The organism is Caenispirillum bisanense (assembly GCF_900230255.1).
Lineage (GTDB): Bacteria > Pseudomonadota > Alphaproteobacteria > Rhodospirillales > Rhodospirillaceae > Caenispirillum > Caenispirillum bisanense_A.
The window spans coordinates 463,184-488,099 of record NZ_OCNJ01000003.1 but is presented as its reverse complement, the minus strand read 5'-3'; the positions used below and the strand labels follow the sequence as shown (position 1 = coordinate 488,099).

At 70.1% G+C, this 24,916-nt stretch carries 21 protein-coding genes; 8 read left to right on the top strand and 13 right to left on the bottom strand.

Translation table 11 applies throughout. The annotated features are described in order from the left end of the window. Positions 1–136 precede the first annotated feature (136 nt). From CRP50_RS09455 to CRP50_RS09445, 3 genes are read left to right on the top strand one after another with little or no spacing between them, the layout of a single operon-like run. Positions 137–1,429, top strand: a complete 1,293-nt coding sequence (locus CRP50_RS09455) for an O-acetylhomoserine aminocarboxypropyltransferase/cysteine synthase family protein (protein WP_097278868.1) — start codon at positions 137–139, stop codon at positions 1,427–1,429. Next, entirely contained in the window at positions 1,426–2,454 is a 1,029-nt protein-coding gene (gene hemB, locus CRP50_RS09450) for a porphobilinogen synthase (protein WP_097278866.1), read from the top strand. Before CRP50_RS09455 ends, hemB begins: the two co-directional genes overlap by 4 nt. A 53-nt stretch (positions 2,455–2,507) precedes the next feature. Next, entirely contained in the window at positions 2,508–2,711 is a 204-nt protein-coding gene (locus tag CRP50_RS09445; RefSeq protein WP_097278864.1) for a hypothetical protein, read from the top strand. 13 nt (positions 2,712–2,724) lie between these two features. Here the strand turns inward: CRP50_RS09445 and CRP50_RS09440 are convergent, their stop codons facing one another. Next, positions 2,725–3,585 (bottom strand): alpha/beta hydrolase, encoded by an 861-nt coding sequence (locus CRP50_RS09440; RefSeq protein ID WP_322090849.1) that lies wholly within the window; start codon positions 3,583–3,585, stop codon positions 2,725–2,727. Between the two features lie 265 nt (positions 3,586–3,850). On the opposite strand from CRP50_RS09440, the gene CRP50_RS09435 reads away from it, so the two are divergent. The 4 genes from CRP50_RS09435 (at position 3,851) to CRP50_RS09420 (ending at position 9,731) form a co-directional block, all read left to right on the top strand. Beyond that, positions 3,851–4,486 carry a GntR family transcriptional regulator gene (locus tag CRP50_RS09435; protein WP_245913421.1) on the top strand — a complete coding sequence of 212 codons (636 nt, stop codon included), beginning with the start codon at positions 3,851–3,853 and terminating at the stop codon, positions 4,484–4,486. 69 nt (positions 4,487–4,555) lie between these two features. Next, on the top strand, positions 4,556–6,055 hold the full coding sequence (locus CRP50_RS09430; RefSeq protein ID WP_097278862.1) for an aldehyde dehydrogenase family protein: 1,500 nt from the start codon (positions 4,556–4,558) through the stop codon (positions 6,053–6,055). 108 nt (positions 6,056–6,163) lie between these two features. After that, positions 6,164–8,476, top strand: a complete 2,313-nt coding sequence (locus CRP50_RS09425) for a penicillin acylase family protein (protein ID WP_176525099.1) — start codon at positions 6,164–6,166, stop codon at positions 8,474–8,476. Further along, the gene (locus CRP50_RS09420; RefSeq protein WP_097278858.1) at positions 8,466–9,731 is read left to right on the top strand and encodes a threonine ammonia-lyase; all 1,266 of its coding nucleotides are present in this window, start codon (positions 8,466–8,468) and stop codon (positions 9,729–9,731) included. Before CRP50_RS09425 ends, CRP50_RS09420 begins: the two co-directional genes overlap by 11 nt. A gap of 2 nt (positions 9,732–9,733) precedes the next feature. On the opposite strand, the gene CRP50_RS09415 is transcribed toward CRP50_RS09420, so the two are convergent. The 12 genes from CRP50_RS09415 to CRP50_RS09360 all read right to left on the bottom strand — a co-directional run bounded on the left by CRP50_RS09415 (position 9,734) and on the right by CRP50_RS09360 (position 23,598). Continuing rightward, positions 9,734–10,615: an alpha/beta fold hydrolase gene (locus CRP50_RS09415; protein ID WP_097278856.1), complete on the bottom strand. Its 882-nt coding sequence runs from the start codon at positions 10,613–10,615 to the stop codon at positions 9,734–9,736. 5 nt (positions 10,616–10,620) lie between these two features. Continuing rightward, complete coding sequence (gene hflX, locus CRP50_RS09410; RefSeq protein WP_097278854.1) at positions 10,621–11,889, bottom strand: GTPase HflX; 1,269 nt, start codon at positions 11,887–11,889, stop codon at positions 10,621–10,623. Between the two features lie 71 nt (positions 11,890–11,960). After that, positions 11,961–12,221, bottom strand: a complete 261-nt coding sequence (gene hfq / locus CRP50_RS09405; RefSeq protein ID WP_097278852.1) for an RNA chaperone Hfq — start codon at positions 12,219–12,221, stop codon at positions 11,961–11,963. An 80-nt stretch (positions 12,222–12,301) separates the two neighbouring features. Continuing rightward, entirely contained in the window at positions 12,302–12,982 is a 681-nt protein-coding gene (locus tag CRP50_RS09400) for an HAD family hydrolase (protein WP_176525098.1), read from the bottom strand. Continuing rightward, entirely contained in the window at positions 12,960–13,838 is an 879-nt protein-coding gene (locus tag CRP50_RS09395; protein WP_097278851.1) for a D-amino-acid transaminase, read from the bottom strand. The genes CRP50_RS09400 and CRP50_RS09395 overlap by 23 nt, the downstream gene beginning before the upstream one ends. 72 nt (positions 13,839–13,910) lie before the next feature. Beyond that, positions 13,911–15,287 (bottom strand): Trk system potassium transporter TrkA, encoded by a 1,377-nt coding sequence (gene trkA, locus CRP50_RS09390; protein ID WP_097278849.1) that lies wholly within the window; start codon positions 15,285–15,287, stop codon positions 13,911–13,913. A gap of 39 nt (positions 15,288–15,326) precedes the next feature. After that, entirely contained in the window at positions 15,327–16,739 is a 1,413-nt protein-coding gene (locus CRP50_RS09385) for a sigma-54-dependent transcriptional regulator (protein ID WP_097278847.1), read from the bottom strand. Next, on the bottom strand, positions 16,729–19,068 hold the full coding sequence (locus CRP50_RS09380; protein WP_097278975.1) for a sensor histidine kinase NtrY-like: 2,340 nt from the start codon (positions 19,066–19,068) through the stop codon (positions 16,729–16,731). The genes CRP50_RS09385 and CRP50_RS09380 overlap by 11 nt, the downstream gene beginning before the upstream one ends. Before the next feature lie 17 nt (positions 19,069–19,085). Beyond that, the gene (ntrC, locus tag CRP50_RS09375; RefSeq protein ID WP_097278845.1) at positions 19,086–20,531 is read right to left on the bottom strand and encodes a nitrogen regulation protein NR(I); all 1,446 of its coding nucleotides are present in this window, start codon (positions 20,529–20,531) and stop codon (positions 19,086–19,088) included. After that, a complete protein-coding gene (locus CRP50_RS09370; RefSeq protein WP_245913420.1) occupies positions 20,528–21,667 on the bottom strand; it encodes a two-component system sensor histidine kinase NtrB in 1,140 nt (379 codons plus the stop codon). Before CRP50_RS09370 ends, ntrC begins: the two co-directional genes overlap by 4 nt. Before the next feature lie 14 nt (positions 21,668–21,681). Further along, positions 21,682–22,695, bottom strand: a complete 1,014-nt coding sequence (gene dusB / locus CRP50_RS09365) for a tRNA dihydrouridine synthase DusB (RefSeq protein WP_097278843.1) — start codon at positions 22,693–22,695, stop codon at positions 21,682–21,684. A gap of 102 nt (positions 22,696–22,797) precedes the next feature. Then, positions 22,798–23,598, bottom strand: a complete 801-nt coding sequence (locus CRP50_RS09360) for an inner membrane protein YpjD (RefSeq protein WP_097278841.1) — start codon at positions 23,596–23,598, stop codon at positions 22,798–22,800. Positions 23,599–23,744: 146 nt separating this feature from the next. Here CRP50_RS09360 and CRP50_RS09355 point away from each other — a divergent pair, with 146 nt between their 5' ends. Further along, positions 23,745–24,905 (top strand): bifunctional 2-C-methyl-D-erythritol 4-phosphate cytidylyltransferase/2-C-methyl-D-erythritol 2,4-cyclodiphosphate synthase, encoded by a 1,161-nt coding sequence (locus CRP50_RS09355; protein WP_097278839.1) that lies wholly within the window; start codon positions 23,745–23,747, stop codon positions 24,903–24,905. The last annotated feature ends 11 nt before the right edge of the window (positions 24,906–24,916 follow it).

Here is a 24,916-nt window from a genome sequence, read left to right as displayed (position 1 = left end):
CGATTGCGGAAATCCACCATATTCCGTGTTGTTTGTTTCTTTTTTACAGTTGCAACCGCAAGGATCGTATTGACAGAACGGCCGGCCTCGGCTTTGCTGCATCCACGGAATCATCGCCACCCCAGGGGAGCCTGCCATGACCCTCAAGACCGCGCGCCCGGAAACCCTCGCCCTGCACGCCGGGTACCGCCGCGACGAAACCACCAAGTCGGTGGCCGTGCCCATCTACCAGACCACCAGCTACCAGTTCGATTCGACGGACCATGCGGCCAACCTGTTCGCGCTGAAGGAATTCGGCAACATCTACAGCCGCATCATGAACCCGACCGTCGACGTGCTGGAACAGCGCCTGGCGGCCCTGGAAGGCGGCGTCGCGGCCCTCGGTGTCGCGTCGGGCCAGGCGGCCTCCACCTTCGCGGTCATGAACCTGTGCCAGGCCGGCGACAACATCGTGTCGTCCACCGACCTCTACGGTGGCACCTGGAACCTGTTCGCCAACACCCTGAAGCAGTTCGGCATCGAAGTCCGCTTCGTCGATCCGGAAGACCCCGAGAACTTCCGCCGCGCCACCGACGACCGCACCCGCGCCTATTATGCCGAGACGCTGCCGAACCCCAAGCTGCACGTCTTCCCCATCGCCGACGTCGCCAAGATCGGCCGCGAACTCGGCGTGCCGCTGATCATGGACAACACGGCGGCCCCCGTGCTGGTGCGTCCGTTCGACCACGGCGCGGCGGTCGTCGTCTACTCGACCACCAAGTTCATCGGCGGTCACGGCACCTCCATCGGCGGCATGATCATCGACGGCGGCAACTTCGACTGGGAGGCCCAGGGCGCCCGCTTCCCGACCCTGAACTCGCCCGACGACAGCTACCACGGCGCCGTGTGGACCGAGGCCGTCAAGCCGCTCGGCCCCATCGCCTACATCATCCGCGCCCGCGTCATCCTGCTGCGCGACATCGGCGCCGCCATGTCGCCGTTCAACGCCTTCCAGATCATCCAGGGCCTGGAGACGCTGCCGCTGCGCATCCGGGCGCATTCGGAAAACGCCCAGAAGGTCGCCGACTACCTCGCCAAGCACCCCAAGGTGACCAAGGTCATCTACCCCGGCCTGTCGACCGGCAAGCAGCGCGAGCGCGCCGACGCCGTCATGAAGGGCGGCTATTCCGGCCTGCTCGGCTTCGAGCTGAAGGGCGGCCTGCAGGCCGGCAAGAGCTTCATCGACTCGCTGCAGCTGTTCTACCATGTGGCGAACATCGGCGACGCCCGTTCGCTCGCCATTCACCCGGCCTCCACCACCCATTCGCAGCTTTCGGCCGAAGACCAGGTTGCAACGGGCGTGTCGGAGGGGTATGTCCGTCTGTCTATCGGCATCGAACACATCGACGACATCCTCGCCGATCTGGAACAGGCCCTGGAGAAAGCGTGAGCAGCGACCCTGGCATCGCCCGACCGACCGCCGCATTCGGCTCCTTTCCGCGCACGCGCCTGCGCCGCCTCCGCCGGGACGACTTCACCCGGCGGCTGGTGGCGGAGAACCGCCTGACCGCCGATGATCTCATCTGGCCGGTCTTCGTGGTGGAGGGCACCAACGAGCGGCAGCCGGTCGCGTCCATGCCGGGGGTCGAGCGCCTGTCCATCGACCTGCTGGTCGAGGCCTGCGGGGAAGCCTGGGACCTGGGCATTCCCTGCGTGGCGCTGTTCCCTTCGGTCGATCCGGCGCTGAAGACGCCGGACGGCCGCGAGGCGACCAATCCCGAGAACCTGGTCTGCCGCGCCGTGCGCGCCATCAAGAACGCCCTGCCCGACCTCGGCGTGCTGTGCGACGTGGCGCTCGACCCGTTCAACTCCGACGGCCACGACGGCATCTGCCGCGACGGCTATGTCGTGAACGACGAGACGGTGGAAGTGCTGGTGCGCCAGTCCATCGTTCAGGCGCAGGCCGGCTGCGACATCATCGCCCCGTCGGACATGATGGACGGCCGCATCGGCGCCATCCGCGACGGGCTGGACGCCGCCGGCTTCCAGGACGTTCGCATCTGCTCCTACGCCGCCAAGTTCGCCAGCGCCTTCTACGGCCCGTTCCGCGACGCGGTGGGCTCGGGCGGGGCGCTGAAGGGCGACAAGAAGACCTACCAGATGGACCCGGCCAATTCCGCCGAGGCCCTGCGCGAGGTGGCGCTCGACCTGCAGGAAGGCGCCGACCTCGTCATGGTCAAGCCGGGCATGCCCTACCTGGACATCATCCGGCGCGTGAAGGAGACCTTCGCGGTTCCCACCTTCGCCTATCAGGTGAGCGGCGAGTACGCCATGCTGAAGGCCGCCGTCCACAACGGCTGGCTGAACAACGACGCCGCGGTGCTGGAAAGCCTGCTGGCCTTCCGCCGCGCCGGCGCCGATGCGGTGCTCACCTACGCGGCCAAGGAAGCGGCGCGCCTTCTGAAGCGGGGCTGACGCCCGCCGGCGTGCTATGGTGACGGTCCCTGCCCCACAGCGGAGACCGCGCCATGGCCGAGCCCTTCGTCACAGTCGCCGAATTCAACCCGACCACCGGCAGCGAGACCGGCGTCACGCTGCACATCTGCCGCGACAAGGTGACGGCGGTGCGCAGCGTGCCCGGAACGCAGGCGTCGTTCGTCTATCTCGACAACGGCATGGAATTTTGCGTCGCCGGCACCGCCGAGGCCGTCACCGAGCGCTTCGCAGAGTAGGGCGCCCCGCCCCTCACCCGTGCCCGGTCAGGAAGTCGACCACCGGCGCCATCTGGTCGGGCGTCATGAGCCACGGCGCATGGCCGGCATCCGGCACCTCCACCACCTGGCAACCGGGGCCGCGGCGCTGCATCTCGGCGGCGACCTCGGCGGGCAGCAGGTCCGACTTGGCGCCGCGGATCACCAGCACCGGCACCGTCACCCGATCCCACAGCGCCCACAGGTCGATGGGCTGGTCCTGCGGCACCGCCTGGAAGGCGAGCGCGATGGCCGGGTCGTAGGCGAGGCGCAGGCCCTTGCCTTCGGGGTCCGGGCGCGTCGAGGCCTCCACCAGCGGCATCCAGCGCTCCTCCGGCAGCGGGCCGTAGGTCACCGTGCGCTCGCGCAGGCGGCGGGAGGCCGTGTCGAGATCGGGGAACAGCGGGTCCTCGGCGACGTAGGTGCCGATGCGCGCCAGGCCCTCCCACGGCACCAGCGGGCCGATGTCGTTGATGACGAGGCGGCGGATGGGGTTGCCGGGCGTCGCCGCCACGAACAGGCCGATCAGCCCGCCCATGGAGGTGCCGACCCAGTCCACCGTCTCGGCGCCGTTGCGGGCGAGCAGGGTTGTCATGTCGGCCATGTACTGCGGGTAGGCATAGCCCGCCTTGTCGGCCAGCCACTCGCTGCGGCCGCGGCCGAGCACGTCGGGGCAGAGGACCCGGCGGCGCGGGTCGGCGCTCAGGGCCTCGGCGAGGGCGTCGAAGTCGCGGCCCTGGCGCGTCAGGCCGTGGACGCAGACCACCGTCTGCGCCGCGTCGGCCGCGCCCCACTCGGTGTAGGCCATGCGCTTGAACCCTTCGGGCCGCAGCACCGGCACCGTCCGCTGCGTCATCGCCATCATCGTCCTCCGTGACCGTGTTCCGATCCCGAGGGTGGCAAGCCGGCGGCCCTTCCGCAAAGGGAAAGTGCTGGATACGGAAAGGCACGTTGATGTATACAAGTCGTGTTACAGGGAGAAACGTCTGGCGTCCTGAGCCGTGCGCAATCCGCCGTTCGCCCATGAGAGGCGCTGAGTCAAAGGCGGGAGTGTCCACGGGGCGCCGCCAAGAAACAAAGGCGCATCCATGCCGAGAAGAACGCCGACCCGCGCGGACCAATTGCGCCGCGCTCTCGAAGAAGACATTTTCGCCGGCCGCCTGAAACCGGGAGACCGCCTGGACGAGCAGAGCCTCGCCCAGCGGTTCGACGTGTCGCGCACGCCCGTGCGCGAGGCGTTGCGCCAGCTTTCGGCCTCCGGCCTCATCGAGGTGCGACCGCGCCAGGGCGCCGTCGTCGCCGTCATCACCCTGCCCCGCCTCGTCGAGATGTTCGAGGTGATGGCCGAGCTGGAAGCCATGTGCGCCCGGCTCGCCGCCCGCCGCATGAACCCGGCGGAGCGCGAGGCGCTGAAGAAGGTGGTGCGCGACTGCGAGGGCTTCGAGAAGAAGATCGACCTGGAAGGCTATTACGCCGCCAACAAGGTCTTCCACGACGCCATCTACGACGGCAGCCACAACGAGGTGCTGGCCGAGATGACCCGCACCCTGCACCGCCGCACCGCCCCCTACCGCCGTCACCAGCTCAACCGCCCAGGCCGCATCAGCGAGTCGTTGGCCGAGCACAAGCAGGTGGTGGACGCCATCCTCGCCTACGACGCCGACGCCGCGAGCCGCCTCATGGCGCGCCACGTCAACGTCCAGGGCGACGTGTTCACGGATTTCATCTCGACGCTGCCGCAGGGCTACGTCGCGTGATTTCTCAAAGGGTTGTCGTCGCTTTCTCAGCCATAATCAGAACCTAGTCCAAGAGGGCCAGAAGACGCCATGAACATGGTCAGCAAGATTTCCCAGAACACCGATCCCTTCTCGCTCGCCAAGGAGCTGTCGGGCTTCCACCTGATCGACGGCGAGATGGTGCGCGCCGCCTCCGGCAAGACCTTCGACGTGGTCAACCCGGCCACCGGCGAGAAGGTCGGCGAGGCCGCCGCCGGTGACGCCGCCGACGTCGATCGCGCCGCCACCGCTGCCGCCCGCGCCCAGAAGGCCTGGAAGGCCATGCCGGCGCGCGAGCGCGGCAAGCTGGTGGCCGAGTGCGGCCGCCGCCTCACCGAGCGGGTGGAAGAACTGGGCCGTCTGGTGGCGCTGGAAACCGGCAAGGCCCTGCGCACCGAAAGCCGCGTCGAGGCCTCGGTGCTGGCCGACGCCTTCATCTTCTACGGCGGTCTCGCCAGCGAGCTGAAGGGCGAGAGCGTGCCCTTCAACCCCGACATGCTGACGGTCACGGTGCGCGAGCCCATCGGCGTGGTCGGCGCGATCATTCCGTGGAACGTGCCGCTGATGCTGATGGCGCTGAAGATCGCCCCGGCCATCGTCGCCGGCAACACGGTGGTGGTGAAGTCGGCGGAAGAAGCGCCGCTGACCGTGCTGCGCGTCTGCCAGATCATGAACGAAGTGCTGCCGCCGGGCGTGTTCAACATCCTGTCCGGCTTCGGCCCCGAGTGCGGCGCGCCGCTGGTGTCGCACCCGGCCGTCAACAAGATCACCTTCACCGGCTCGGTCGAGACCGGCAAGATCGTCTCCAAGGCCGCCGCCGACAAGCTGATCCCGGTGACGCTGGAACTGGGCGGCAAGAGCCCGATGATCGTCTTCGCCGACGCCGACCTGGAGCGGGCCGTCGCCGGTGCCGTCGCCGGCGTGCGCTTCACCCGCCAGGGCCAGAGCTGCACGGCGTCGAGCCGCATCTACGTCCACGCCGACATCCACGACGAGTTCGTCGCCAAGCTGAAGGCCAAGGCCGACGCCATGAAGATGGGCGATCCGCTGGACGAGGCGACCGACATCGGCACCATCATCTCGCGCGATCAGCTGGAGAAGGTGCAGGGTTACATCCAGAAGGGCATCGACGCCGGCGGCACCGCCAACGCCTGCTCCGCCCTGCCCGAGGATCCGGCGCTGAAGAAGGGCCTGTTCATCCAGCCGGTCATCTTCACCGACATCTCGGCCGACGCCCCGCCGAGCCGCGAGGAGATCTTCGGCCCGGTGACCTGCGTGTTCAAGTTCACCGACTACGAGGAAGTGCTCGCCGCCGCCAACGACAGCGTGTTCGGCCTTGCCGCGACGGTGTGGACGAACGATCTGAAGACGGCCATGGACGCCACCCGGCGCCTGGAAGCCGGCTTCGTGCAGGTGAACCAGAACCTGGTGGTGCAGCCGAACCTGTCCTACGGCGGCATCAAGCAGTCGGGTCTCGGCAAGGAAGCCTCGCTGGAAGCCATGCTGGAGCACTTCACCCACAAAAAGACCATCATCTTCAACATGAAGTAAGCTCCGGCCGAGAGTCTGGACGAAGGGCGTCCGGCATCCGCCGGGCGCCCTTTTTCCATTGCGGAGGACACCGCCATTCCCCGTCGCCTGCGCCGTTGGTTGATCGCCGTGCCCGCCACCCTGGCCGCCGTCGCCGTCCTCGCCGGCGGCGCCGTCTGGGGCGTCTTCCAGGCCTCGCGCCCGACGGTGGAGGGCAGCCTCACCCTCGGCGCCCTGGAGGGGCCGGCGACGGTGGTGCGCGACGCTCACGGTATCCCCACCCTCACCGCCGGCACGACGCGCGACGCCTACGCCCTGCTCGGCTTCGTGCACGCCCAGGACCGCTTCCTGCAGATGGAGATGATGCGCCGCCTGGGCGCCGGGCGGCTGGCGGAGGTGATCGGCGAGCGCGGCGTCGGCATCGACCGCTGGAGCCGCACCCTCGGCCTCTACCGCCGCGCCAACGCCGCCGTCGCCGGCCTGGACGACGCGACGCAGGAGGCGCTGGCCGCCTATGCCGACGGCGTCAACGCCTGGCTCGCCGAGAGCGGGCAGGTGCTGCCGCCGGCGCTGCTGGCGCTCGGGGTGGCGCCGGAGCCGTGGCGCCCGGCCGACAGCCTGGTGTGGCAGCGCCTCATGGCCCTGCGGCTGGCCGGCAACTGGCCCGACGAGTTGCTGCGCGCCCGCCTGCTGGAGCGCCTGCCGCCCGACCGGGTGGCGGCGCTGTGGCCGGAAGACGACGACGCGACGCCGGTCACCCTGCCCGTCCCGCTGCGCGAGGCCGCCCTGCCGCCGGCGCCACCGGCCGAGTTCGCCCCGACGCTCGCCTCCAACGTCTGGAGCCTGGCGCCGCACCGGTCGGCCACCGGCGGCGCCATCCTCGCCAACGACCCGCACCTGGGGTTCGAGGCGCCCATCCTGTGGTATCTGGCGACGGTGCGCACGCCCGACTGGGAACTGGCGGGCGCCACCGTGCCCGGCGTGCCCTTCCACCTCATCGGCCGCAACGCAGGCCTCGGCTGGGGCATCACGACGACCCACGCCGACACCATGGACCTGTTCGTGGAAACCCTCGCCGACGACAGCCGCACCTACCTGACGCCGAGCGGGCCGCGGCCCTTCGAAACCCGCGACGAGCTGATCAAGGTGCGCGGCGGCGAGCCGGTGGCGCTGACCGTGCGTGAAACCCGCCACGGCCCCGTCGTCTCCGACCTCGCCGCCTTCGCCGGTGCAGGCGCGCCGGGGCAGGTGACGGCGCTGGCGGCGACGGCCCTGCGGCCGCGCGACCGCACGCCCGACGCCCTCTACCGCCTCAACCATGCCGCCGATGCCGCGGCCGCCCACGAGGCGCTGCGGCTGTTCGAGGCGCCCATGCAGAACGTGTTCTTCGCCGATACCGCCGGCGCCACCGGCTTCGTGTCGGCGGGGCTGGTGCCGGTGCGGCGGGCCGGCGACGGCACCCTGCCCGTCCCCGGCGCCGACGGCAGCCACGACTGGACCGGCTTCGTGCCCTACGACGACCTGCCGCAGGCGACCACGCCGCCCGCAGGCGTCCTGATGAACGCCAACAACCGCGTGGTGCCCGAGGATTACCCCCACCTCATCGCCGCCGAATGGCCGGCGCCGTGGCGGGCGGTGCGCGCCGAGGCACTGCTGGCGCGCAAGGACCGCCACGGCCTGTCCGACAGCGCCGCCATGCAGGTGGATGCCCTGTCGACCGCCGCGCAGGCCCTGCTGCCGCGCATGCTCGCCGCCCTGCCGGCCGAGTCGGCACCGTCGCAGGCCCGTGCCCTGCTCGCCGGGTGGGACTTCCGCGAACGCGCCGAGCGGCCGGAGCCGCTGCTCTTCGCCCTGTGGCTGCGCGAGGCGGAACGGGCGGTCTTCGCCGACGACCTCGGCCCTGCCTTCGACGACTGGGACGGCGAGCGGGAACAGGCGATGCTCGCGGCGCTCGCCGGCGATGCATCGTGGTGCGACGACCGTGGCACCGAGGGCGCCATCGAGTCGTGCGGCGCCCTGCTGGGCGCCGCGCTCGACCGCGCCGTCGCCGCCGGGTCCGCCCGCTGGGGCGAAGACCTGCGGTCCTGGCGCTGGGGCGACGCCCACCGTGCCGCCTTCGTCAACCGCATCTACGGCATGCTGCCGGTGGTGGGCGACTTCGCCAACCGCCGCCCGCCGCTGGACGGTGGCAATCACACCCTGCTGCGCGCCGGATGGCGGTCAGGTGAAGGCCTCGCCTTCGATGCCGTGCACGGCGCCGGCCTACGCATGGTGCTCGACATGGCGCAGCCCGACCGTTCCCGCTTCGTCATTGCGACGGGCCAGTCGGAGAACCCGCTGTCGCCCCATTACGACGACCAGATGATGCTGTGGTTGAAGGGTGAACTACTGGAACTGGACGGAGAACCCGTTTCCGTGCTTCGCTTGAACCATGACGACTGAAACCACCGCCACGCCCCCCGGCCCCGCCCCCGTCACCGTCGGCCTCGACGACATCCGCGCCGCCGCGACCGCCCTTGCCGGCGCCATCGTGCGCACGCCGACGGTGGATTCCTTCACCCTGTCGCGCCTGTTCCGCTGCGAGCTGACGCTGAAGCTGGAAAACCTGCAGGTCACCGGCTCGTTCAAGGCGCGCGGGGCGCTCATCAAGCTGCTGACGCTGAGCGAGGCGCAGCGCGCCCGCGGCGTCGTCGCCATGTCGGCCGGCAACCACGCCCAGGGCGTCGCCTACCACGCCGGGCGGCTCGGCATCCCGGCGACCATCGTCATGCCGATGGAGACCCCCTTCACCAAGGTGCGCCTGACCGAGCAATGGGGCGCCACCGTGGTGCTGGAAGGCGAGACGCTGGACGAGGCGCGCGAGCATGCCCGCATGCTGGCCGACCGCGACGGCCTGACCTTCGTCCACCCCTTCGACGACCCGGCCATCGTCGCCGGCCAGGGCACCGTCGGCCTTGAGATGCTGGAGGACCGCCCGGCGCCGCAGGACGTGGTGGTGCCCATCGGCGGCGGCGGGCTCATGTCGGGGGTGGCGACCGTCGTCAAGGCGCTGGCGCCGCAGACCCGCATCATCGGCGTGCAGGTGGCGAGCTACGCCGGCTACAGCTTGCACCGCAGCGGCGGCGGCAAGCCGGGCGGCGGGCAGACCCTGGCCGAGGGCATCGCCGTGAAGGCACCCGGCGGCCTCACCGCCGCCATCATGGACGGGCTGGTCGACGAGGTGGTGGTGGTCGACGAGCCGGCGCTGGAGCGCGCCGTACAGCTGCTCATGGAGGAACAGCACGTGGTGGTGGAAGGCGCCGGCGCCGCGCCGCTCGCCGCCGTGCTGTCGCGCCCCGACCTGTTCGAGGGCCGCACGGCGACGCTGGTCGTCTCCGGCGGCAACATCGACAGCCAGATCCTGGCGTCCATCCTGCTGCGCGGCATGGCGCGGGCGGGGCGCATGGTGAAGCTACGGGTGGAGATCCCCGACCGGCCGGGCGTGCTCGCCAAGGTCGCCGAGGTGATCGGCCGCGGCGGCGGCAACATCATCGAGATCTACCACCACCGCCTGTTCCTCGACGTGCCGCTGAAGCGCACCGACGTCGACGCGGTGATCGAGGCGACGGACGCGCCGCACGTCCACCGCATCATCGAGAACCTGAACAAGGCCGGCTTCCCGACCCGCCTGCTCAGCACCATGGGGCAGGAGAAGTAGGCTCAGCCCGCCACCGGCAGGAGGCCCTTGGCGCCGAGCCAGTCCAGCAGCACGGCGTCGAAGGCCGCCGGTTCCTCCAACTGCGGGGTATGGCCGCTGCGCTCGAACACCCGCACCGTCAGGTCGCGGAACAGCGGGCGGTAAGGCGCCCAGGCTTCCACCGGCGCCACCAGATAGTCGAACCGCCCCAGCGCGAGCAGCACCGGCCGATCGAGGTCGGGCAGGCCGGCGCCGACGTCGATGTCGCGGAAGGTCTCGCCCCACAGGTGATCGATGACCGGCAGGTTGACGTCGACGCCCTGCCACAGCGGCGCGGCGTCGTAGGCCGGGTCGAACCACGACCGCGCCGCCATGCGCAGGCAGAAGGTGACGAAGCGGTTGTCGGGGTCGGCCTCGACGGCGGCCGCGAGCCCGCTCATGTCGGCGGCGGAACGAGCCTTGCGCTCCGGGCAGACGGCCTCGTCCCAGGCGCGTTCCGCCTGCTCCATGTGCTCGGGCCGGTGGCTCGGACCGGTGCCGACCAGCGCCACGGCGGCGACGGCCTGCGGGTAGCGCTTGGCGTATTCCAGCGCCATGTATCCGTGCCCGGAATGACCGAGCACGACGACCCTCTCACGCAGGTCCAGGTGACGGCGCAGCGCCTCCATGTCCTCGATCACGCGGTCGAGGGTCATGTCCTCCGCCCCATACGTCCCCGTCGCCCGCCCGTAGCCGCGGTGGTCGACGAAGGCGAGGCGCAGGTGCCGGCGCAGGTCGGCGGAAAAGGTGCGCGGATAGTAGACGGCGCTGCCGACCACCAGCACCGGCACGCCCTGCCCTTCGACCGCATAGGACAGCGCGAAGGGGCCGCGTTGCAGCGTGCCGGTCAGGCGGTCGGCGGCCATAGCGGTCAGTCCCGGACCGGCTTGCCGTTGCGCAGCCGTTCGGCGTCGGCGGGGTCGAGGCGGACGATCATGTGCGCCATTTCTTCGCCGTCGCTGCGCGACACCACGTCGCCCTTGCGATAGAGCCAGGCGATGAGGCCGCCATCGGTCAGCGGCACGTCCAGTTCCACCGTCACCCGGTTACGCTGGAGCAGCTCGTCGATGCGGCGCAAGAGGGCGTCGGTCCCCTCGCCCGTCACCGCCGACAGGGCCACCATGTGCTCCGATCGGCGCGCCTGGCTGACCAGTTCGACACGCTCCTCGTCGGGCAGCAGGTCGATCTTGTTCATGGCCTCGAGCAGGCCCTCGTCCACCTCGTCGCCGAGGTCGAGTTCGACGCGCAGCACCGTCTCCACGTCGGCCTTCTGGGCCTCGGTGTCGGGGCTGGCGGCGTCGCGCACATGGACGATGACGTCGGCTTCCAGCACCTCTTCCAGCGTCGCATGGAAGGCGGCCACCAGTTCGTGCGGCAGGTCGGAGACGAATCCCACGGTGTCGGACAGGATCGCCTTGGTGCCCGACGGCAGCACGAGGCCGCGCATGGTCGGGTCCAGGGTCGCGAACAACTGGTCCTGGGCGTAGACCTCGGCCCGCGTCAGGCGATTGAACAGGGTCGACTTGCCGGCGTTGGTGTAGCCGACCAGGGCGATGATGGGGTACGGCACGCGCCGCCGCGCCTCGCGGTGGAGATGGCGGGTGCGCTTGACCTCCTCCAGCTCCTTCTTGAGCTTGGCGATGCGTTCGCCGATGAGGCGGCGGTCGATTTCGATCTGCGTCTCACCGGGGCCGCCGAGGAAGCCGAAGCCGCCGCGCTGGCGCTCCAGGTGGGTCCACGACCGCACGAGGCGGGAGCGCTGATAGCTGAGGTGCGCCAGTTCCACCTGCAGCATGCCCTCGCGGGTGCGGGCGCGCTCGCCGAAGATCTCCAGGATCAGCCCGGTGCGGTCGATGACCTTGCACTTCCAGGCGCGTTCCAGGTTGCGCTGCTGCACCGGCGTCACGGCGCAGTCCATGACCGCGACCTCGACTCCGTTGTCCTCGACGATCTGCGCCAGGCGCTCCACCTGGCCTTCGCCGAGGTAGGTGGAGGGTTTCGGCTTGTTGATGGGCACCACCTCGCCGTGGACGATGGCGAGATCGATGGCGAGCGCCAGACCTTTCGCCTCGTCCAGGCGGGCCTGCGGGTCGCGCGCATCGTCGGCCCCGCCCCGCTTCAGCGTCGGGTGGACGACCATGCAGCGGGCGGGTTCGCGTTCGCGGCTGTGCTTGTCTTTTTCTGTCACGCTGTGGGCGCGGCCTTCGCAGTTCAGGACTGCTGAGCCTCGCCTTCCTCCTTCGTCTGCTCGAACAACGAGATCGGCGAGGTCGGCATGACGGTGGAGATGGCGTGCTTGTAGACCAGCTGGGTATGGCCGTCGCGACGCAGCAGCAGCGAGAAGTTGTCGAACCAGGTGACGATACCCTGCAGCTTCACGCCGTTCACGAGGAAGACGGTCACCGGAGCCTTATTCTTGCGGATGTGGTTCAGGAAGACGTCCTGAACGTTCTGGCTCTTTTCAGCAGACATTAGGTTGGCCCTTTGGTTTGTTATTCTTGCCCCCGCGCGGGTTGGCCCCGCATCGGAACGTTCACCAGCCCTGGTTACCATCAATCCGCGGCGTTGGGAACCGTCTCGTCACGAAACAGTTGGAGAAGCTCCTGCGCCGACGCCAGCCGAACCTCCGGCGGGCAGTCTGCGAATTCCTCGGCCGTCGGCTCCGCCGGGCGGACGAGAATCGACCGGCAGCCGGCCGCCTGGGCGCACTGCATGTCCACCGCCATGTCACCCACGAACCAAACGCAATGCTCCGCCGGGTCGATGCCGCTGCCCGACAGGGCGAGGTGCACGACGTCCGCCGCCGGCTTGTCGCGCGGTGCGTCGCCCGCCCCCACCAGCCGGTGGAAGTGGGGCGTCCAGCCCAGATGGTCGGCTTCCTCGCGCAGGTAACGGCCGGTCTTGTTGGACACGACGGCCAGCGTCACCCCGGCCTCGCGCAGCGCCGCCAGCGCCTCGCCGGCGCCGGCCAGCGGCCGCAGCATGTCGATGTGGACCTCGGCGAAGGTGCGGTAGAAGATCTCCGCCGCCTCCTGCCAGCGGTCGCCGAACAGGTCGGGGAAGGCCTCGCGCAAGGACCGGGCGATGCGGCGCTGCGCCTCTTCCTCGGTCCATGGGTCGTGGCCCATGGCGTCCAGCGTCGTGTTCATGGCCTTGATGATGCAGGGCCAGGTGTCGACCAGGGTGTTGTCCCAGTCGAACAGGATCGCGTCAGGCCGCGGCAGTCCAGGCATCGGGCGTCAGTCCGTTCAGGTAATCCAGGTAGAGCGCGCGCAGGCGGGCGGAAACCGAGCCCGGCTTGCCGTTGCCGATGACCGCGTCGTCGATCTGCACCACCGGCATGACGAAGTTGGTGGTGCTGGAGAAGAAGGCTTCGCGGGCAGCCTTCGCCTCCTCCAGGCTGAAGGGGCGTTCCACCACCTCCATGCCGGCGTCGCGGGCGAGGCGCACCAGGGTCCGGCGGGTGATGCCGGGCAGGATCTCGTGGCCGAGCGGGCGGGTGATCAGGCGGCCGTCCTGGTCGACCATCCAGGCGTTGGAGGCGCCCGCTTCCGTCACCATGCCGTCGCCGTCCACCTGGAACACCTCCGGGCAGCCGGCGGCCTGGGCCTTCTGCTTGGCGAGCACGTTGGGCAGCAGGCCGACGGTCTTGATGTCGCGGCGCTTCCAGCGGATGTCCTCGACGGAGATGACCTTGGCGCCGTCCTCGATCACGGTGCGCGCCATGCTCGGCATGCGGCGGGCGGTGGCGATCATGCTCGGGCGCAGGCCGTGGTCCCAGGTGTGGAGGCGGGGCGCCACGCCGCGGTTGACCTGCAGGTAGACGATGCCGGTGCCGATGCCGTTGCGCCGCACCACCTCGCGCAGGACGTGGGCGACGACCCGGCGGCTGGCGGGCATGGGGATCTGCAGCTCCGTCAGGCCCTGCTCCAGGCGGTTCAGGTGGGGGCCGAGGTCGACGGGCAGGCCGCGCCAGATCGCGATCACCTCGTAGACGCCGTCGGCGAACTGCAGGCCGCGATCCTCGATGTGAACGGTGGCGGCGCGATGCGGAACGTAGCGGCCGTTGACGTAGGCGATGCGGGACATGGCGGGGGTTCCCCTCTTCCGTGTGCAGACAGTAGTCCGGCGACTGTATACGATCCGCCGGCGCCGGTGGGATCAGAAGTACTCCAGCCGCACCGAAAACATCTTCTCGACCCGCTTCACCGCTTCCTTGGCGGCGAACAGCACGACGCGGTCGCCGCCCTGCACCACCGTATTGCCGCGCGGGCTGATGACGTCCTTGCCGCGCACCACGGCGCCGATCATGACGCCGTTGGGCAGCTTGACGTCGCGCAGCGGCTTGCCGACCAGCGAGCTGGTCTCCAGTGCGTCGGCCTCGATCATCTCGCCGAAGCCTTCGTGCAGCGAGTGGACGGCGTGGATGCGGCCGCGGCGCACGTGCTGCAGGATGTTGGAGACGGTGATGGCGCGCGGGTTGACCACCACGTCGATGCCGAGCGGGCCGACGAGCGCGTTGTAGGTGGTCTTGTTGAGCAGCGCGATGGCTCGCTGGGCCCCCGACCGCTTGGCGAGCAGCGAGGCGAGGATGTTCACCTCGTCGTCGTCGGTGACGGCGACCACCGTCTCGACGCTGCCGATGGCGGCCTCGTCCAGGATTTCCGGGTCGAGCACGTCGCCGTTCAGCACGATGGTGCGGTTGAGCGTCTTGGCGACGAATTCCGCCCGCTCCTTGTCCAGCTCGATGACCTTGGCGCTGATCTCGGGGTGTTCCGTCTCCAGCTGCTGGGCCAGGAACAGGCCGATGTTGCCGCCGCCGAAGATGAGCACGCGGCGCGTCTCCTTCTCCTCGTGCCCGAAGGCCGAGAGGGCGCGGCTCATGTGGTCGCGCGAGACGACGAAGTAGACCTCGTCGCCCGGCAGCATGTGGTCGTCGGGCGACGGCACCATGGCGCGGTCGTCGCGCACGATGCCGACGATGACGATCTGCAGGTCGGGGAACAGCTGGGTCAGCTGGCGCAGCGGCGTGTTGACCACCGGCGTCGCTTCCGTGCAGCGCACGCCCAGCACCTGGACCTTCCCTTCCGCCAGCGGAATGATGTCGATGGCCCCCGGCACCCGCAGGCGGCGGGTGACGGCGCGCGCCACCTCGATCTCCGGCGAGATGATGACGTCGATGGGCATGTTCTCGCGCGAGAACAGGTTGGCCCAGATGGGTTGCAGGTAGGACTGGTTGCGCACGCGGGCGATCTTGGTCGGCACCGAGAACAGGCTGTGCGCCACCTGACAGGCCACCATGTTCACTTCGTCGTAGGCGGTGACGGCGATGATCATGTCGGCGTCGGAGATGCCGGCCTGCTCCAGCACGTTGGGGTGCGAGGCGTAGCCCAGCACCGCCTTGACGTCCAGGCTGTCGGCGATCTTGCGGATCAGGTCCGGCCGCTGGTCGATGACGGTGATGTCGTTGTTCTCCACCGCCAGATAGCGGGCGATGTTGAAGCCGACCTGACCGGCGCCGCAGATGATGACTTTCATGGGTGTCCTCCGTCCGCGGGTCGTGCCGCGGCGCCTGGTTCAGCGCTTGCCGTTGCCGTCGTCGCCGCCGCCGCCCGAGCCGGTGACGCCGAGCGCCTTCAGCTTGCGGTGCAGGGCCGAGCGCTCCATGCCGACGAACTCCGCCGTGCGCGAGATGTTGCCGTTGAAGCGCGTCATCTGGCTGATGAGGTATTCGCGTTCGAACAGCTCGCGCGCTTCGCGCAGGGGCAGCGACATGATCTGGCCCGAGTTTTCGAGGCGCAGCACCTCGGGCGTGATGGAGCCGATCTCGGCCGGCAGGTTCTCCGCCGTGATGGGCTCGCGAGGGTCGCCCGGCGCCATGATGAGCAGCCAGTCCACCACATTGCGCAACTGGCGCACGTTACCCGGCCATTCATAGCTCTGCAGCGCCGCCATGGCGTCATCGCCGATGATGCGCGGCGCCATGCCGGCGGCCTGGGCGGCGCGCTCCATGAAGTGGCGGGCGAGCTGGGGAATGTCCTCGCGGCGGTCGCGCAGGGGCGGGATCCTGATGGGCACCACGCTCAGGCGGTAGAACAGGTCCTCGCGGAAGGCGCCCTCGGCGATGGCATGCTGCAGGTCGCGGTTGGAGGTCGCGATGACGCGCACGTCCACCTGCACCTTCTTGGTGCCGCCGATGCGCTCGAAAGTCTGTTCCTGCAGGGCGCGCACGATCTTGCCCTGGGTTTCGAGCGGCATGTCGGCCACCTCGTCGAGCACCAGGGTGCCGCCGTGGGCCTGCTCGAACATGCCGACCTTGCGGGTCGCCTGCCCGTCCACCGGCTGTTCGGTGCCGAACAGCTCGATCTCCATGCGGTCGGGGTGCATGGCGGCGCAGTTGACCACCACGAAGGGGCCGCCGGCGCGCTTGGACTTGCCGTGGACGAGCCGCGCTGCGACCTCCTTGCCGGCACCCGGCGGGCCGGAGATGAGCACGCGCGACCCCGTCGGGGCCACTCGGTCGATGCCCTGGCGCACCTGCCCCATGGCCGCCGAGGCGCCCACCAGCTCCGCCGGGCCGCCGGCGCGCAGGCGCAGTTCCTCGTTCTCGCGCTTGAGGCTGGCCGCTTCCATGGCGCGCTGGATGATGACCAGCAGGCGGTCGGATTTGAAGGGCTTCTCGATGAAGTCGTAGGCGCCCATCTTCAGCGCCGACACCGCCGTCTCGATGGTGCCGTGGCCGGAGATCATCACCACCGGCACATGCGGGTGCTCGGCCTTGATGGCCTCCAGCACCTGCAGGCCGTCGAGGCGGCTGCCTTCCAGCCAGATGTCGAGCACCACCATGGAGGGCGCGCGGGCGCGGATCTGCTCCAGCGCCTGGTCGCCGTCGGAGGCTTCGCGGGCTTCATAGCCTTCATCCTCCAGGATGCCGGCGATGAGCATGCGGATGTCGGATTCGTCGTCGACGATGAGAATGTCACGCGCCATGGCTGGATCGAACGTCTGACGAAGGGATGGATTCGGGCTTCGACTGGTCGACCGCGGCGTCTCCGGGCGCGGATCGCGACGGCGGGAAAACGAGCGTGATGCGCGCTCCGCCGGCTTCGGCATCTTCCAATACCAATTCGCCCCCATGGTCTTCCAGGATTTTCTTGACGATGGCGAGGCCGAGGCCGGTGCCCTTGGCCCGCGTGGTGACGTAAGGCTCGGTCAGGCGGCCGCGTTCCTCGCCGGTCGGCAGGCCCTTGCCGTTGTCCTCGACCGTGACGCGCACCGGCCCTTCGCCCGCCGTCGCCGGCGCGGCCACGGCCACCCGCACGCGTCCCGGCGGCAGGGCGTCGCCCGGCTGGTCCGGCTCCGGCCGGCCGTCGATGGCTTCGACCGCGTTCTTCATCAGGTTGGTCAACGCCTGACCCACCTGCCGGGCGTCGCAGTCGAGGGCGACGCGGCCCGCCGGCAGGTCGAGGTCGAAGGTGATCTGCGGATAGGCGGTGCGCTGCAGGAAGGCCGCCTGGCGCACCAGCTCGTTCAAGTTCTCGCTCTTCATCACCGGCTGCGGCATGCGCGCGAAGGCCGAGAATTCGTCCACCATCTGGCCGATGTCGCCGACGTGGCGGACGATGGTGTCGGTCAGCTTGACGAAGGTGTCGCTGTCTTCGTCGATCTGCTTCAGGTACTTGCGCTTCAGGCGCTCGGCCGACAGCTGGATGGGCGTCAGCGGGTTCTTGATCTCGTGGGCGATGCGGCGCGCCACGTCCGCCCACGCCGCCTTGCGCTGGGCCGACTGCAGTTCGGTGATGTCGTCGAAGGTCAGCACGTGGCCGATCACCTGCCCGTCCAGGTTTTCCGCCGTCACCCGCACCAGCAGCGTCAGCGAGCGGTTGCCGCGGACGATGCCGAGGTCGCGTTGCAGGGTGCGGTCGGGCCGCTGGGCGACCTCCTCCATCAGTTCGGCGAACTCGGGGATGGCGTCGGCCACCGGCCAGCCGACCCAGGCGTGCAGGTCGGTTTCCAGCAGCGTGCAGGCGGACCGGTTGGGCAGGGTGATGCGCCCAGCCTCGTCGGTGCCGACGACGCCGGCGGAGACGCCTTCCAGCACCGTCTCGGTGAAGCGGCGGCGTTCGTCCAGCTCGCGGTTGGTGGCGACCAGCCGGTCGTGCTGGCTCGACAGCTGGCTGGTCATGCGGTTGAAGGCGCGGCCGAGGGAGGCGACTTCGTCGCTCGCCACGATCTCGCGCACCCGCACGTTCAGGTCGCCGCCCCGCACCCGCTCCGCCGCGTCGATGAGGGCGACGATGGGGCTCGCGAGCCGCGTCGCCAGCGTCAGGCCGACCCACACGGCGGCCAGCAGCAGCAGCAGTGCCACCACGATGAACATGAGCGAGAAGGTGATCTCCAGTCCCGAACGCTGGCCTTCCAGGCGCTGGTACTCGGAGACGGCCTGCTCGGTCCGTTCCATGTGGTTGATGACCTTGCGGTCGACGAAGCGGCCGACGTAGAGGTAGCTCGCCGGTGTGGTGTCGAGCCGCACCAGGGCGCGCACGCGGTCGTCGGTCTCGCCGGTCAGCACCGCCACCTCGCCGTTGTTGGCGCGCTCCAGCGCCCAGAACGGCACGTCCTCGAACTGCAGGGCGAAGGTGAAGCCGGCGCGGGCGAAGACCTTGCCGTCGGTGGTGAACATCAGCGCTTCCGACAGGCCGCGGATGCTCGCCTGCGCCTCCAGGAAGCGCTCCAGCGCCTGGGTGGAGCGGGCCAGTTGCGGCCACTGGCGCAGGATGTCGTTGGCGACCGCCAGCACCTCGCCGCCGATGGCCTGCTGGTGCTCGACCATGTAGGCGCGCGCCACCTCGCGGCTTTCCTCCAGTGCCGTCTTCACCCGCTCGCCGAACCACGCCTGGACGCCCAGGTTGAAGAACAGGGCGGAGAACACGGCGACCAGGACCGTCGGCGTGATGGCGACGGCCGAGAACAGCAGCACCAGCCGCACGTGCAGGCGCGAGCCGGCCGAGCCGGCCCGCCGCTCCATCCACAGCGCGACGATGCGCCGCACCACCACCACCGTCAGCGCCAGCAGCAGCACGAGGTCGAGTTGCAGCAGCAGGAACAGCGACGAGCTTTCCGTCGCCGTGCCGCCCTGGTCGGTCATCACCACGTAGGTGGCGGCGCCCGAGGCGATGGCGGCCAGCGTCAGCAGGATCGCCAGCTTGCGCCCCAGGTCGACGTGGCGGGCCCACAGGCCGAGGCGCAGGAAGGTGCGCTTCAGCGAGACGCTGGAGCTGCCCTGGGTCGGCGACGGGGACGGCGGTGTGTCGCTCACGGCGGTGTATCCGTCGGTCACTTCATGCCGCGCACGACGGAGATGTCGAGGTCGCGGATCTTCTTGCGCAGGGTATTGCGGTTCAGGCCCAGCACCTGCGCGGCGCGGATCTGGTTGCCGCGGGTGCTCTCCAGCGTCAGCGCCAGCAGCGGCCGCTCGATCTCGCGCAGGATGCGGTCATAGAGGCCGGGCGGCGGCAGGCCGTCGGCATGGGCCGAGAAGTAGTCGCGCAAATGCCGCTCCACCATGTCGGACAGGCCCTCGCCGTCGGTGCCCGCCGGCGCGGCCGGGGCGCTGGTGGCCGACGCCAGTTCCAGCTCGATCACCTCGACGCCCAGCACTTCCTGCGAATAGAGCGCGGCAAGGCGGCGCATGAGGTTTTCCAGCTCGCGCACGTTGCCCGGCCAGCGGTGGCGTTTCAGCCGGTCCATGGCGGCGGGGTCGAGCGCCTTGGGCGGCAGGCCTTCCTCGCTGGCGATGGTGAGGAAGTGGCTCGCCAGCTCGGCGATGTCCTCGGCGCGCTCGCGCAGGGGCGGCAGGCGGATGGGCACCACGTTCAGGCGGTAGAACAGGTCCTCGCGAAACAGGCCCTGGCGGATCAGCTGGCTGAGGTCGCGGTGAGTCGCCGCCACGATGCGCACATTGGCGCGGATGGGCGTGCGGCCGCCGACCGTGGTGTACTCGCCTTCCTGGAGAACGCGCAGCAGGCGGGTCTGGGCCTCGGGCGGCATGTCGCCGATCTCGTCGAGGAAGAGGGTGCCGCCCTCCGCCTGCTCGAAACGGCCTTGGGCCCGAGCGTGGGCGCCGGTGAAGGCTCCCTTCTCGTGGCCGAACAGCTCGCTCTCGATCAGCTCGCGCGGGATGGCGGCCATGTTGACGGCGACGAAGGGGCCGTTGCGGCGCTTGCCGTAATCGTGCAGGGCGCGCGCCACCAGTTCCTTGCCGGTGCCCGACTCGCCGTTGATCATCACCGTCAGGTCGGTGTTCATCAGGCGGGCGAGCGTGCGGTAGATCTCCTGCATGGCCGGCGAGCGGCCGATGAGCGGCAGGCGCTCCTCCTCCGCCACCTCGGTGGTGGTGCGGGCGCCGGGGCTCTTGGGCAGGCTGAGGGCGCGCTTGACCACGTTGACCAGCTCGGTCAGGTCGAAGGGCTTGGGCAGGTACTCGAAGGCGCCGCGTTCGGTGGCCTTCACCGCCGTCAGCAGGGTGTTCTGCGCCGACATGACGATGATGCGCATGTCGGGGCGGATCTTCTTGATGCGCGGGATGAGGTCGAGGCCGCTCTCGTCGGGCATCACCACGTCGGTGATGACGAGGTCGCCCTCGCCGTCCGACACCCAGCGCCACAGGGTGGCGGCGTTGCCGGTGGTGCGGACGTCGTAGCCGGCCCGGCCGAGGGCCTGGCTGAGGACGGTGCGGATGCCGTGGTCGTCGTCGGCGACGAGGATGGTGGAGGTCGTCATCGGGACTTTCTCTCTCGGCCCCCGATGCGCAGGATCGGAAGCATGACCTTGAACACGGTGCGACGCGGCTGGCTGTCGAACTCGATGATGCCGCCGTGGTCGTTGACGATCTTGGCCACCAGCGCGAGGCCGAGGCCGGAGCCCTTGGGCTTGGTGGTGACGAAGGGGTCGAACAGGTGCGGCCGCAGGTCGTCGGGGATGCCCTCGCCATTGTCCTGCACCGACACCACCAGGGGCAGGTTCATGCGGGTGCGCGAGCCCGGCACGGCGACGCGCACGCCGTGCTGATAGCCGGTGGACAGGATCACCTCGCCGCCCTGCTCGGGCGCCGCCTCGACGGCGTTCTTAACGAGGTTGAGGAAGACCTGCACCAACTGGTCACGGTCACCGGGGACCGGCGGCAGCGACGGGTCGTAGTGCTCGGTGAAGCGCACGGCGCGGCCGAAGCCGCTTTCGGCGATGCGGCGGACGTGCTCCATGACCTGGTGGATGTTCACCGGCTCGCGCACCGGCGGGCGGGTGTCGGAGAACACCTCCATGCGCTCCACCAGTTTCACGATGCGGTCGGCCTCGTCCATGATGAGGCGGGTGAGGACGCGATCCTCCTCGCCGCTGCTCTGCTCCAGCAGCTGGGCGGCGCCGCGGATGCCCGACAGCGGGTTCTTGATCTCGTGGGCCAGCAGGGCCGACATGGCGCTGACCGACCGCGCCGCATTGCGGTGGCCCATCTGCTGGCCGATGCGGATGGCGAGCGTCTGTTCCACCAGCGCCAGCACCACCCAGCCGCGCCGCTCGGCGACCGGCGTCGCCTGCACGGTGACGGTGCGCAGGCCGGTGCGCGGGCTGTCGAGGGTGACGCCGTGCTCGGAGACGCCATAGGCTTCGTCGCGCACCTGCTGCACGAGGCCGACGACGGGGCTGTCGGCGGGCAGCAGCTCGGTCAGACCCATGCCGCAGAGGTGGCCGGAGCCCAGCTCGAACAGGTGTTCGCAGGCGGTATTGACCTCGCGGATGACGCCGTCGTCGTCGAGCACCATGACGGCCGTCGGCAGCGTGTTGAGCACGCTCGCCGGATCGAGGGCGCCGCGCCCGAGGGGAGCGGCAGAAGAGGAGACTGCGGTGGATGGCTTCGGCACGATGAACCCAGGGGTCAGGCGGCCGCGCGCCGGTCGGCGGCGGCGGACTCGTAAAGGGCGGCGATTTCGGCCCGCACAGCAGCGGCCTCGTCCATCCCGTTGATGCGCTCGCGGAAGGCGTTGCCGCCCCGCAGGCCGGTGGTGTACCAGGCGATGTGCTTGCGGGCGATGCGCAGGCCCTTCCAGTCGCCGTAGTGCTCCAGCAGGGCGTCGAGGTGCTCCAGCAGCACGGCCTGCTGCTCCGGCAGGCTCGGGTCGGGGCGGCGCGTGCCGGTGGCGAGGAAGTGCGCCACCTGCCCGAGGAACCACGGGCGCCCCTGGCAGCCACGGCCGATCATCACGCCGGCGGCGCCGGACTGGCGCAGCAGTTCCGCCGCGTCGTCCTCGCTCAGCACGTCGCCGTTGCCGACGACGGGCAGCGAGATCGCCTCGACGATGGCGCGGATGGCGCTCCAGTCGGCGGTGCCGGTGTACATCTGTTGGCGGGTGCGGCCGTGCACGGTGACCATGGCGAGGCCGCTGTCCTCGGCGATCTTCGCCAGCCGTGGGGCATTGAGGCAGTCGGTGTCCCAGCCGAGGCGCATCTTCACCGTCACCGGAATGGTGTCTGGCACGGCGGCGCGCACGGCGGCCATGATGCGCCCGGCCAGCGCCTCGTCGCGCATGAGCGCCGAGCCGGCGTAGCCCTTGACCACCTTCTTCACCGGACAGCCCATGTTGATGTCGACCAGCGCAGCGCCGCGGTCGACGTTCATGCGCGCCGCCTCGGCCATGATCTCCGGCTCGTTGCCGGCCAGTTGGACGGCCATGGGGAATTCGTCGGCGCAGGCCGTCGACATGCGCATGGTGTCGGCATGGGCGCGCACCATCTCGCGGCTCGCGATCATCTCCGAGAACACGAGGCCGGCGCCGAAGCGCTTGACCAGCCGGCGGAACGGCTGGTCCGTCACCCCCGACATGGGGGCGAGCAGCACCGGATTGGCGACGGTCAGCGGACCGATCTGCAAGGGGCTGGACGACAGGGTCATGCATCTCCTCCGGTGCCGAGCGACCGGATGCCAGAGAGGGAACAAGGCTGCATAGTAATTAGGCACATCGCCCACCGCAAGGGCGATTGCACACGCCGTAGCCTAGGCGAGGATCACGTCGGTGACGAACTTGACGCCGGGATAGGCAAGGGTGAGCAGAAGATAGGCGACCAGGATGCCGCGCGCCGCCGCCCTGCCCCGCACTCCCCACAACCGACGCGACGCCAGCAGGGCGAGGATCAGCACGAAGGCGAGGATGGACAGCAGGGTCTTGTGGTCGACCACCAGCAGCCGCTGGTTCTCCATGTACTGCACCGCCATGCCGGTCGCAAGGCCGGCGCCAAGCACCACCTCCGACGCCAGCAGCAGGCGGCCGGACAGCGCCTCGCTGTCGGCCACCGGCGGAAGCATGACCGTCAGCGGCGTGCGCCGCTTGCGCTTGAGCGCCCGCTCCTGCAGGAAGGCCGCCAGGGCCGCCACGGCGGCGAGCGTCAGCAGGCCGTAGGTGACGACCGAGACGCCGATGTGCACCTCGAGCCAGCCGAGCGGCACCGGCGCAGCCAGCCGCGGCCCGACCGCCGTGCGCCACACCGCCGCCAGCAGGCCGAGGGCGATCATGTAGGGCGCGAGCAGCGGCGCCATGCGCCAGGCGTTGCGGGCGGTGGCGGCGAGGCCGGCGAAGATGGCCATGGAGACGGCGATGGCCACCCACAGCGCCATGGCGAAGCCGGTGTGCCAGGGGCCGGAAAGTTGGCCGACGGCGTGGGTCGCCGGCCCCGCCACGGCGACGGCCATGGCGATCCAGAACGGCCCGTCGCGGCGGGCCTCGACGCGCCGGTTCACCAGCGCCAGCGGCACCATCGACAGCGCGGCGCCGAGATCGTAGAGAAAGCCCTGGAACATGGGCGGACTATAGGCACAGCCCCCGGCGAAAAACAATCGCGCGCGAACGCCCCGGCTGCTACCGTCCGGCCGCGCAACGACCGCCCCGCGGCGGCAGAGCGCGGCACCATGCGACGACGACGACGACGACGACGGGAGAACGACCCATGGCGAAGGTGGTGGCCCTGGTGGTGGCGGCGGGACGCGGCTCGCGCCTCGGTCCCGGCATGCCCAAGCAGTACCGCCTGCTCGGCGGCCGGCCGGTGCTGCGCCACACCCTGGGCGCCTTCGCCGCGCACCCCTCGGTCGACGCCGTGCTGACCGTCATCCACGCCGACGACCGCGGCCTCTACGACGAAGCGGCCGCCGGCCTCGCCCTGCCCGACCCCGTCATCGGCGGAGCGGAGCGGCAGGATTCCGTGCGCCTCGGCCTGGAAGCCGCCGCCGCCCTGTCGCCCGACGTCGTGCTCGTCCACGACGGCGCCCGCCCCTTCGTGGAGGCCGGGCTGGTCGACCGGGTGATCGCCGCCCTGGACGGCCATCCCGGCGCCATCCCTGCCCTGCCCGTCGCCGACACGTTGAAGCGCGGCCGCGACGGCGTCATCGTCGAGACGGTACCGCGCGACGGCCTGTGGCGCGCCCAGACGCCGCAGGGCTTCCGCTTCGCCGACATCCTGGACGCCCACCGCAAGGCCGCCGGCCAGGTGCTGACCGACGACGGCGCGGTGCTGGAGGCGGCCGGCGGCACCGTCGCGCTCGTTCCGGGGGCGGAAGCGAACGTCAAGATCACCACCATGGACGACCTCGCCCGCGCCGAACGCCTGTTCGACCGCCCGCTGGAGCCGCGCAGCGGCACCGGCTTCGACGTCCACCGCTTCGCCGACCACGGCGACGGCGTCCACCTGTGCGGCGTGCTGGTGCCCCACTCCTGCCGGCTGGAGGGTCATTCCGACGCCGACGTCGGCCTGCACGCCCTCACCGACGCCATCCTGGGCGCCATCGGCGCCGCCGACATCGGCCGCCACTTCCCGCCCACCGACGCCCGCTGGAAGGGCGCCGATTCGGCGGTCTTCCTGGCCCATGCGGCACGCTTGGTGGAGGCGCGCGGCGGCCGCATCGTCAACGTCGACGTCACCCTGATCTGCGAGCGCCCCAAGGTCGGTCCGTTCCGCGCCGCCATGCGGGCCCGGGTGGCGGAGATCCTCGGCATCGCCGCCGACCGGGTGAACGTGAAGGGCACGACGACGGAACGCCTCGGCTTCACCGGCCGCGGCGAAGGCATCGCCGCCCAGGCGGCGGCGACCGTGCTGCTGCCCGCGCTCTACTGACTGCCCGGCAG

Excerpts from the sequence above, each read along its gene's own strand:
- CRP50_RS09430 (WP_097278862.1), top strand. The coding sequence starts at position 4,556 with ATGAACATGGTCAGCAAGATTTCCCAGAACACCGATCCCTTCTCGCTC.
- CRP50_RS09385 (WP_097278847.1), bottom strand. The coding sequence starts at position 16,739 with ATGGCGCGTGACATTCTCATCGTCGACGACGAATCCGACATCCGCATG.
- CRP50_RS09395 (WP_097278851.1), bottom strand. The coding sequence starts at position 13,838 with ATGTCCCGCATCGCCTACGTCAACGGCCGCTACGTTCCGCATCGCGCC.
- CRP50_RS09355 (WP_097278839.1), top strand. The coding sequence starts at position 23,745 with ATGGCGAAGGTGGTGGCCCTGGTGGTGGCGGCGGGACGCGGCTCGCGC.
- CRP50_RS09445 (WP_097278864.1), top strand. The coding sequence starts at position 2,508 with ATGGCCGAGCCCTTCGTCACAGTCGCCGAATTCAACCCGACCACCGGC.
- trkA (WP_097278849.1), bottom strand. The coding sequence starts at position 15,287 with ATGAAAGTCATCATCTGCGGCGCCGGTCAGGTCGGCTTCAACATCGCC.
- hfq (WP_097278852.1), bottom strand. The coding sequence starts at position 12,221 with ATGTCTGCTGAAAAGAGCCAGAACGTTCAGGACGTCTTCCTGAACCAC.
- hflX (WP_097278854.1), bottom strand. The coding sequence starts at position 11,889 with ATGGTCGTCCACCCGACGCTGAAGCGGGGCGGGGCCGACGATGCGCGC.
- CRP50_RS09420 (WP_097278858.1), top strand. The coding sequence starts at position 8,466 with ATGACGACTGAAACCACCGCCACGCCCCCCGGCCCCGCCCCCGTCACC.
- dusB (WP_097278843.1), bottom strand. The coding sequence starts at position 22,695 with ATGACCCTGTCGTCCAGCCCCTTGCAGATCGGTCCGCTGACCGTCGCC.
- CRP50_RS09415 (WP_097278856.1), bottom strand. The coding sequence starts at position 10,615 with ATGGCCGCCGACCGCCTGACCGGCACGCTGCAACGCGGCCCCTTCGCG.
- CRP50_RS09440 (WP_322090849.1), bottom strand. The coding sequence starts at position 3,585 with ATGACGCAGCGGACGGTGCCGGTGCTGCGGCCCGAAGGGTTCAAGCGC.
- CRP50_RS09455 (WP_097278868.1), top strand. The coding sequence starts at position 137 with ATGACCCTCAAGACCGCGCGCCCGGAAACCCTCGCCCTGCACGCCGGG.
- ntrC (WP_097278845.1), bottom strand. The coding sequence starts at position 20,531 with ATGACGACCTCCACCATCCTCGTCGCCGACGACGACCACGGCATCCGC.
- CRP50_RS09400 (WP_176525098.1), bottom strand. The coding sequence starts at position 12,982 with ATGCCTGGACTGCCGCGGCCTGACGCGATCCTGTTCGACTGGGACAAC.
- CRP50_RS09360 (WP_097278841.1), bottom strand. The coding sequence starts at position 23,598 with ATGTTCCAGGGCTTTCTCTACGATCTCGGCGCCGCGCTGTCGATGGTG.